The 9,598-nt window shown below is 48.8% G+C and carries 5 protein-coding genes and 1 pseudogene; 2 read left to right on the top strand and 4 right to left on the bottom strand.

Annotated elements, in window-relative coordinates; all coding sequences use genetic code 11:
* Positions 1–2 precede the first annotated feature (2 nt).
* From AC1S52_RS19560 to AC1S52_RS19575, 4 genes and pseudogenes are all read right to left on the bottom strand, one after another.
* Positions 3–3,953 (bottom strand): WD40 domain-containing protein, encoded by a 3,951-nt coding sequence (locus AC1S52_RS19560; RefSeq protein ID WP_482030723.1) that lies wholly within the window; start codon positions 3,951–3,953, stop codon positions 3–5.
* Positions 3,907–5,044 (bottom strand): annotated as a pseudogene (locus AC1S52_RS19565) (IS630 family transposase). Before AC1S52_RS19565 ends, AC1S52_RS19560 begins: the two are co-directional and overlap by 47 nt.
* Before the next feature lie 46 nt (positions 5,045–5,090).
* Positions 5,091–5,312 carry an HTH domain-containing protein gene (locus AC1S52_RS19570; protein ID WP_482030724.1) on the bottom strand — a complete coding sequence of 74 codons (222 nt, stop codon included), beginning with the start codon at positions 5,310–5,312 and terminating at the stop codon, positions 5,091–5,093.
* A gap of 24 nt (positions 5,313–5,336) precedes the next feature.
* Entirely contained in the window at positions 5,337–6,536 is a 1,200-nt protein-coding gene (locus tag AC1S52_RS19575) for a phosphoadenosine phosphosulfate reductase domain-containing protein (RefSeq protein WP_482030725.1), read from the bottom strand.
* A gap of 113 nt (positions 6,537–6,649) precedes the next feature.
* Here AC1S52_RS19575 and AC1S52_RS19580 point away from each other — a divergent pair, with 113 nt between their 5' ends.
* Positions 6,650–8,791 (top strand): DNA phosphorothioation-associated putative methyltransferase, encoded by a 2,142-nt coding sequence (locus AC1S52_RS19580; RefSeq protein WP_482030726.1) that lies wholly within the window; start codon positions 6,650–6,652, stop codon positions 8,789–8,791.
* 94 nt (positions 8,792–8,885) lie between these two features.
* Complete coding sequence (locus AC1S52_RS19585; protein WP_482030727.1) at positions 8,886–9,479, top strand: hypothetical protein; 594 nt, start codon at positions 8,886–8,888, stop codon at positions 9,477–9,479.
* Positions 9,480–9,598: the final 119 nt, after the last annotated feature.

Genomic DNA, 9,598 nt, shown 5'->3' on the forward strand with positions numbered 1-9,598 from the left:
TATCAATTTTCTATCGCCCCTAGTGCTTTCAGCGTAGCTTTCTCTGCTTCTGTTAAGCCTTTAACTCCAGTGATGTTCATCCCTTCATAGGGTTTGTTACTCAGCGTTTTCAAACACTCACCTGATTCAATATCCCAAAATTTAATTGTTTCATCATAGCCACCGCTCACCAGTGTTCTATTATCTGGAACAAAAGACACTGAGCGTACTCGATTGGTATGACCCTTAAAAGTTTTGAGGCATTCTCCAGTGTGAGCATCCCAGAGCTTTACCATGTGATCAAGACTACCAGTAGCTAAGAATTTACTATCACAACTAAAGGATACTGAATCTATTTCACTGGCGTGTCCTTGAAAAGTTCTGAGATATTTTCCTGTATGGAGATTCCATGTTTTGACTGTTTGGTCTCGACTACCACTAGCTAAAAACTCTCCATTGGGTGCAATAGCGACAGAGCGAATACGATCAGTATGTCCTGTTAAAACTTCACGACATTCTCCTGAGTTTACGTCCCATAACTTTACTGTTTGGTCAGTGCTGACACTAGCAATAGTTGCACCATCCGGGCTAATGGCAACTGAATTGATCCAGCTATCATGCTGTCCTTGAAAAGTTTTCAAACATTCACCACTAAGAACATCCCATAATTTTATAGTGCCGTCATCATCACAACTCACAAGGGTCGCACCGTCAGGACTGAATACAACTCCTGCCATTCGACTATTATGCCCATGTAGAGTTTTAAGGCAGTCTCCAGTGTGGATGTCCCAAAGTTTGACTGTATCATCACCACTGCCACTAGCAAGAGTTTTACCATCAGGACTAATCGCAACTGAACTTATCCACTTGTGATGTCCCTCCAAGGTTCTAACACAATCTCCAGTGAGTATATTCCATAGCTTGACTGTCTTGTCATTACTGCCAACAGCAAGAAATTTTCCATCGGGACTAACGACAACTGAATCGATCCAACGACTATTTCCTTGGAATGTCTTCAAACAAATGCCAGTCTGCGTATCCCAGAGCTTCACTGTCTGATCATCACTGATGCTAACAAAGATTGTGTTGTCTGAATTAAAAGCAATTTGCCTGACTCTAGCGGAATGCCCTTCTATAGTTTTGATGCATTCGCCAGTACTAATATCCCAAAACTTTATCGTTTGATCTCTACCACCACTTGCGAGAGTTTTATTGTCTTGACTGAAGGCAATTGAACGTACGCTGCGGGTATGACCTTCTAGAATCTTAATGCACTCATGAGTAAGAGGATTCCAGAGCTTTACTGTGTTATCTGAACTACCGCTTGCAAGAATTTTGCCATCATAACTGAATACTAATGAGAGAACGGACTTAGTTTGTCCTTCTAAAGTTTTCAAACATTGTTCTGAATCTATATCCCAGAACTTAATTGTTTCGTCAAAGCTACCACTTGCTAAGGTTTTCTTGTCAGGCGAGACTGCAATTGTCCATACTCTATCTGTATGCCCTTGAAAAGTCTTCAAACAGCTTCCCGTCTGAACATCCCAGAGTTTTATGGTTTTATCATCACTGCTACTGGCAAGAATTGTACCGTCTGAATTAAAAGCTATTGATCTCACTGCACCAGCATGACGTGCCATAATTCTCAGGCATTTCCCGGTATCACTATTCCATAGTTTTACTATTCCTTCATGCCCACCACTAGCAAGAATCAAGCCGTCAGGAGTAAATGCTACTGAGCTAATCCAATCGCTGTGTCCTCTGAACTTCAGAATTTGCTCACCATTGTCAACTTGCCAAAAGCGAAGTTCGCCATCTGCTCCACCCGTTACAAATAACTGAGCTTTAGGGCTGAATGCAACGGATAAAAGAAGACCAAAAGCTTCGAGAAAAATAGAATTGGTTAAATCTGCTTCCGAAAAGTTAACGTGTCGTAAGCTAGCATTCGTGAAATTAGCACCTTGAAGAATACTATGGCTAAGATCTCTACCCTCAAGAGCAGTTTCATTCATCGCAACTATCAATGTTGCTGTATTGCCTCCGACATAATCTACTTCTACCTTAGTTTTTCCTCGTACTTTATCCAAAATATTCTGGAGGGAAGAATAGTGTGCTACTGAAACATGCAACATTGGCAAAAGCAGATCTAGTAATGCTTTCGGTAATGATATCTGCCCAAAGCTCGATCGCAACACTTCCAAACTCTCACTCATAAACTCTTTCAACGGTGCAATCGTTTTTTTGCGCTGCCCAAAATATTCTGACCAACGGTAGTCATGCGGTCTCAGAGTATTATCGACGCAGGTTTGCATCTGTGCTAGCTCTAGAAAGTCAGGAGCCAAAGCGCCCAACTCGGCGGCAAATTTATAAGCGACAAAGAACTCCAACAGTGATCGATGGGCGGGCGTATAATCTCCATCTGCATTTCGGATTAGCATCGTCTGACCCATCATGTCGTAGTGCCAGTGGTCCAGGTCTTTCTCCTCTTGAACCACAGAACCAAACAAGCGACGAATGCGATCGGGAAACTCGCGATAGTTGAGGCTCATGCGATCGCTACTCAACATTTCCCATGACAACTCGCACAAGAAATAGAGCTTCTCTGCCAGTGAAGTAAACGTGCGCTCCTCCCTAATGTCTCGCTCCATCTTGCGCCGCACCGCATATAAATACACCCGTGACATATCAACAGGCTTGCCTGCTTCAATATCTGGCAACGCTTCCAGAATCAACTCCGTCATCACTGGACGACGTGCCAAATCGAGAAGCTGTGGATTGCTCATCACCTGTTCTACGGTGGGTGCCTCTGCTTGCTGAGACATCACCTGCCGAATTTGATCATCGTTGAATTTCTCCAGTTCCAGCACCTCAAACTGGGGCATTTCTCCAGTTAGGTTTGCAGTTGATGCTTGCAACTGGGCATTTAGCAGTGCTCGTCCTTCTCTGGCTTCTGGGAAATGTTCGGTGCGGCAAGTGAGAATCACCTTTGCTCCAGGCACGACTACCTTTGCCAATTCCCAGAAGTTGTTAATCATTTCCTGGCGATCGACTCGTGCTGCCATTTCGTCAAATCCATCGAAAATCAGCAGCAGTTTGCCCATCCGGTTGAGTTGCTCAAACGCAGAATAGGTGAGCGATCGCACCTCATGCTTGCGGAAGAAAAACTCTGAGAACAGCGATTCCACACTGACGGCTTTGGCATAGTCGCGCAGGGGAATCACCAGCGGTAAACGCGGACGTTCCACACCACGCTGTTGTGCTTCCCGATAGCGTTTCAGGGCTTGGCTGGCATAGTGAAACGCAAACCAGGTTTTGCCTGTACCAAATTCTCCCAGCACTGAGATGTGTTCTTTCGCCGGGTCATCCAGCCAGAGGTCAATATAGCCATCAATCCAGCCATCGCGATCGTCATAGCGACTCACTCCCATCCGCTGCTTCGTGTCTGGGTCAATCTCGTCTTTTGTGCAAGCCAGCGGCACATACTTCTGGTCAATGCCCCGTCTCTGAATCTCCGCTTCTAGCCAGTCCAGGTAACCACCAAAGTCCGCATCCTGATCCAGCAGTTCATCGAAGGTATAACAGCCCAGGTCATGGTTCTCCTCCTGCTCCACCACCTCCCGTGCTGCCCGACTGATCCGCCGCGCCGTCACGAGCCAGCCCTCATCCGCTCGCTGCGTTTCAACGGACTGCCGCAGTGCCTTGATGTCGCCCAGACCTACTTCGCCATCAACGCCACGCACCAGGATGCGATCGTACCGTCCCCGCCGCACGGGAATATCGATCATCCACTCAAAATAATCGTCCTGCCATACCTCATAGGACTCAAAACGATAGCCCAGTGTCTCAAACCAGCCCTTCATTTGTTGAGCAAGGGCAAAGGCTCGGCACTGGCGTTCTTGCAACTGGCGTTCTTGGGCTAGTGGACTGTCAAGGTTGAAATGATGGGTAAAGTCGTTTGAGTTTAACCCGTGCATCTTCAGTGGTAAATCGCCAATCTATTGTTCGCAATTGGGTATTTCTGCGCTGCTCCCAAGCCAATGTTTCTTGTTGCAATGAGGCTTGGTCAGGAAGGCGACGGTCTAGACATTGACGGGCTAAAACACTGAGTTCAGTTTCTGCCATGTTGAGCCAACTGCCGTGGACAGGGGTGTAGTGAAATTCCAATTTGTCGAGAATCCGTTTGGCTTCTTGAGGTTCAAAGCTGGCATACAAAGCTGAGGGGTCATGGGTGTTGAGTTGGTCTTGCACAACGGTGATCCACTCCGCATCGGGGTAACGGACATCGACCAAGTATTTCATTTGCTGGGCATAATCCTGCTTGGTACGACGTTCGGTGACTTCTACATGTCGCCAGCCTGCTAAGGGTTCGACAAACATAAATAGATTGCACACCCCGTTGCGCTCATATTCGCAGTCATATCGAGGCGGATGACCGGGTTCAATCGGCAGAGGGACTTGTGTTTCTTTGACCAACTGTTTGCTCGTTTCGTCAAAACAGACAACTGGGTAACGGGGGTCGTAGGGACGGGTGTACACGCTCAACACATCCTCCATGTAGTAGACAAACCTGGCATTCGCTTCGGGAGGAATCACCCAGCATTCTCGCAACCAGGGCTTAAGGTCGTTTTTTTCAGCGTTTGACGCACGGTCTCATGGGACACACTCTCGACATACTCTAATTCCACCATCCGCTCTGCTAGCAGTCGCAGACTCCAACGCGCCTGTCCTTCAGGGGCTTCACTACAAGTGATGGCAATCAGATGAGCTTCTTGCGCTCCATCTAAGCGTCGTTGTTTGCATTTGGCTGCACTTGTCGGCTTAGGGCTGCTTCTAAGCTCGTTTCGACAAAGCGTTGCCGTACCCGTTCAATCGTCGCCACACTAATGTCTAAGGCTTGGCTAATTGCCGCATCCGTCCATCCACCTCCCTCCTGGTTCGTATCGGCTTTAAGCAGAATCCGGGCATGGTTCATTTTGTAAGCAGCAACTTTGCCTGTTGTTGTCAGCCCCTCCAACTCTTCTCGTTCTTCAGCACTCAGAGAGACGATGTATTTCTTTTTTGCCATGAATCTAAAGTAAACGCGATGGCTTAAATTATCATCGAATTACCCCTCAAATCAAAGCTGACAGACTACTAGGATTGATGGAATCTTTGCGATTCAGCCCTTCACAACGCCGCTCGATCGCTCCTCGAACAATACTTTTAGGATCTTTAGCACTAAATTCATACAGTTTCTTATCCAGAATCGCTTGGGTAATTTCAGCCGCAGACATAGGTTGTTTAGCCGCTTTCAACACTTCAATTACAGCTTGTGCGATCGTTCGTTTTTCCATAGTTTTTCTGATCGGATAAAAATATTAGTAATCACTGAATAAGAGAGGCTGTACACTTCCATCGGGAAAAATCTCAGGCAGCATGACATCTCCTGTTGGCTCTGTGCCATCCCATTTTTCGGGATAAGTCTTTGCATCAATTAGCTCTTCAATTCGAGCTAATTCTTCGTTGTTGATCAAGCTAATAGTAGGACGACTTTGAGCAATCGCCACCTGATTAACCTCATTTTGAATTGCCAAAACTTCTGCCAGCATCCAGCGTCGAGTATCCAACGTTAAAGGACCTAGCCGCCCCTGGTTTACTGTTAACCGACCATCCTTGTTGACTTCACCATGCTTTCGATGGCGATATTGAGGTTTCTTAACGTCCCAATACAAAGGTCTGAGTTTCTGCAAGGGGGCTAGATAGGACCATTCTGGTTGGGCTACAACGCGATCGAGGGCAGCATCCTTCTGCACGAGAGGACAGCCGATACAGCCTGTTCGAGCATTGAGCGGTTCCTCCCCGTCACTGACATCCTGACCGTAGACCCTGGCGATCTCAAAGGTGGGAAATCCAAGCTCTAAATCGGCATGAAGTAACCAGTCCCAAACATGGCAGACCCGCCAATGAACGATCGGAGCTAAGGTGTCAGCGATCGCTCCCGAAGAACTCTGCTGAAACCAGCCCTGACCACACTCTCCGCCGTCCTTCGTGCAGCTAACTGCAATCCGCTGATCCCTGGCAGCACTCTCCCCAATTCGCACCCCTGTAATCATCAGGAACTTTTCGCCCCGCTCCTGCCGCAAGGCTTCTAATTCCCGCTCCATGCTCATGACCTTGAGTTTAGGCGTACACCATCGGAAGGTATTGGACGGTGGTGGCACTCCCCGACCCAAGATGTAGACAAAATAGCGGTGATCTAGTTCTGGCAATACGACGCGAGTTTCAAACCCACGCTGGCGAAGCTCCGCCAAAATCCCCATTGCAGAAGAGTGCAGCGGCGGTAGCTCTTGGCGAGTGTCGGCATAAAGAACTGTCAGGCTTTCGGGTTTGGGAACTTGACCTGTCTCGATCAGGTGGGCAATGAGGGTGACGGTGGCTGAAGAGTCTTTACCTCCAGAGAAGGCGATCGCCCAATGTTTGTAGAAGGAGCCATAGTGACGCAACGATTCTACCGATAGCTCAATGCTTTTCGGCAGCGTCAATCGATCCTCTTCAAACAGACTTAGCGTTTTTGCCACAGATATCCACTACTAATAGCGTTGATTGCTTACTTTAGCAGCTAATTTTCCCATTGAATTCCCCCCATCGTAAATGCTTTATCCTTAATTGTAAGAAAGCCTGGGAAAAGAGTATGGGCTACGACGTGAGCACTCAGCCGAACGGCAGTGCAGACACAGAGGTTGCTGATAGACGACCCGCATCCCCCACCAACTTAGCGATACCAGCAGAATTTCAGGCGATCTCCGTTTGCTGCCAGCGGAGTGCGATCGGTAAACTGCTTCCCAATGCCTTGTATGTTCATGCGTCAGCGTTGGCAAGTCTCGATCCATTACTCCAGCAGTATGAGCAAGCTGCCCGACCGTGGCTTGGAGCACCCCCCTTCACCCTGGTCAAATTTCAGCTAGACCAGCCCAAAATTTCCTATCTTTTTTACCCCAGCTTCGACACTGATCCCCATCCAGCCCTACAAACCAGCCGTCAGGTTGATCTGGCGACCCAGGAAGTGACCGACCGAAACTATCAGGATGCTGACAATCCGCCTGTGCTGCACCGCAAGGAAGCCTTCGTCACGCCCGCCTACCCCCTCTATTTATTATTCGCTGAGTTGACTCGCCAGGAGGAACGGTTAGGGCTACTCGACAACTCGCGATCGATTGGGACGCATCACAACTGGCAACAACGCCTAACCGAGCATCACATCGAGCTACAGGGTCACTATCTTGCCTGTCCCTACAGCCGACACCTGACCTCGCGGACTCCTAAAATCGATCGCCACAAAGCTGCTCTTGTCCGTAACGAGCTTTCCAAGCCTGTAAGGGTTGCACTAGAGGCAGGACTCTTTACCCCTGCAACTACCTTTTTTGATTACGGCTGTGGGAATGGGGGAGATGTAGAGCGAATTGGCGATCGCGGCTACACCAGTGCTGGTTGGGACCCGTACTATCGTCCCGATGCTCCCTGTGAATCGGCTGATATTGTCAACCTGGGTTACATCATTAACGTTATTGAAGATCCGGCAGAGCGACGAGAGGCATTGCTCAAAGCCTGGAAGTTGACGGGGAAGGTGTTAATTGTCGCGGCTCAAGTGCTAATCGAAGACCGGATGCGCGGCATGATGGCGTACAGCGATGGGGTGATTACCCGCCGCAACACGTTCCAGAAGAATTACAGCCAGGAGAAACTCAAGAGCTATATCGACCAGGTGCTTGGCGTTGATGCCATTCCGGTTGCGCTGGGCATTTACTTGGTATTTCGAGATGAGGCACAGGCACAAACCTTCCGAGCGTCCCGCTTCCGATCGCGTGCCACGACTCCCAGAGTCAAAGTCAGCGCTAAGCGGTTTGAGCAATATAAGGAAATGCTGGCTCCCCTGATGGCATTTTTCACCGACCGGGGACGGTTGCCCATTGAGGAGGAGCTTCAGGAGTTTGTGGCGTTGCAATCGGAATTTGGAACCCTACGACGAGCCTTCCAAGTGGTTCTCCAGGCAACAGAGGTTCAGGAATGGGATGCCATCAGCGAGAAACGCCGCCAGGATTTACTTGTTTACCTTGCCCTCAGTCATTTTGGCACGCGCCCTAAGCTACGACATCTCACTCCCATCGTTCAGCACGACATCAAGGCATTATTCGGCAACTATCAGCAAGCCTGTAGCGCAGCGGATTTGATGTTGTTGAGCCTGGGGAATTTGGAGGTGATGAGGGAGCAGTGTAAGTCCAGTACGATCAGTAAGAAGCTATCGAATTCCCTCTGGGTTCACGTCTCTGCCCTGGATGCCCTTGATCCCCTGCTTCGGCTCTACGAATGTTGCGCCTCTCGCACGATCGGTCGCCCTGAAGAAGCAACTGTGGTCAAGTTCCACACCAGCAAACCCAAAATCACCTACCTGTTCTACCCAGACTTCGATCTCGATCCACATCCTTACCTCCGCACCAGTATGCAAATTGACCTGCAAGATCTGCACGTCAGCTACCGAGACTATGACCCAGAGGACAACCCACCCGTGTTGCATCAGAAGGAGTTGCTGGTGCAGTCGGACTATCTACTCTATGAGAAGTTTGCCAAGCTGAGTCGGCAGGAGGCGGATTGGGGCTTATTGGATGATTTAGGAAAGATTCGCGATCGGCGAGGCTGGCAGAAGTGCCTGGAGGAGCATTGTGCTGAGTTAAAGGGGCATCGTGTAGTGTGGCGAAAGGATGCTGATCCCTACCGGGTGAAGTTGGTGCAAGCGTCACGTCGTCAGAAAACTGGAAAGATACAAGACTTGGATTAAGCAAATCTGTTTAATTTAACTATTTCTACTTCAGGGTTTGGATAATAGCGATTAGGTATCCGTTGGACTGTCTTGAGTCAGTAGGAGAAAGTCTGTGCTTGAGTTGGCTAAACTGATTGACCTAATTGTTGGATTCGCGAGTCCTGTTGTTCAGAGCAAGCTCCAGCGGAGTGAACTGGTGATCAAGCTGCTGAAGCAATTGAACCTTGATCCAGATCATCCGCCTGCTGACTTTACGGGAGTTTATCAGTACACGCTGGTAGAATACGGCATCGGCAAGCCCAAGCCGGTGTTGGAGATGTTCCGACAAGCTGAAATTCAAGCCATTTTTCGCAAAGCGCTGGCTCAGAATAATCCGAGCTTGTTGCTCAAAGAAGGCGAGACCTTTCTTGCTGGGCATAGCCTGGGAGACCAAATCCAGGCGTTAGGTATTGATGCACGGCAGGAGTTTTATCAGTTTGCAGCAGTGTTCATCGAAGTTGCTAAACGCACTCGCACTCCGGCTGAAGTCCTGTCAAACCAACGCTTGGAGTCTCTGCATCGACAGATTGGCAGTATTCAAGAGCGTCTGCATCGGCTGCCCACGTTGGAAGCCATGCGGACTGAGATGGCACGGCTAGCGGCTCAAAGCTATCCCATGTTACCTGAGGCAATCACGACTCCCGCCCTAGTAGTCTGTCAGCTTTGATTTGAGGGGTAATTCGATGATAATTTAAGCCATCGCGTTTACTTGAGATTCATGGCAAAAAAGAAATACATCGTCTCTCTGAGTGCTGAAGAACGAGAAGAGTTGGAGGGGCTGACAAC

The sequence above is a fragment of the Kovacikia sp. CALU 1929 genome, from assembly GCF_056784235.1.

What these genes read in the sequence shown, in the direction of transcription:
- AC1S52_RS19560 (WP_482030723.1), bottom strand. Translation starts at nt 3,953, where the DNA reads ATGCACGGGTTAAACTCAAACGACTTTACCCATCATTTCAACCTTGAC.
- AC1S52_RS19570 (WP_482030724.1), bottom strand. Translation starts at nt 5,312, where the DNA reads ATGGAAAAACGAACGATCGCACAAGCTGTAATTGAAGTGTTGAAAGCG.
- AC1S52_RS19580 (WP_482030726.1), top strand. Translation starts at nt 6,650, where the DNA reads ATGGGCTACGACGTGAGCACTCAGCCGAACGGCAGTGCAGACACAGAG.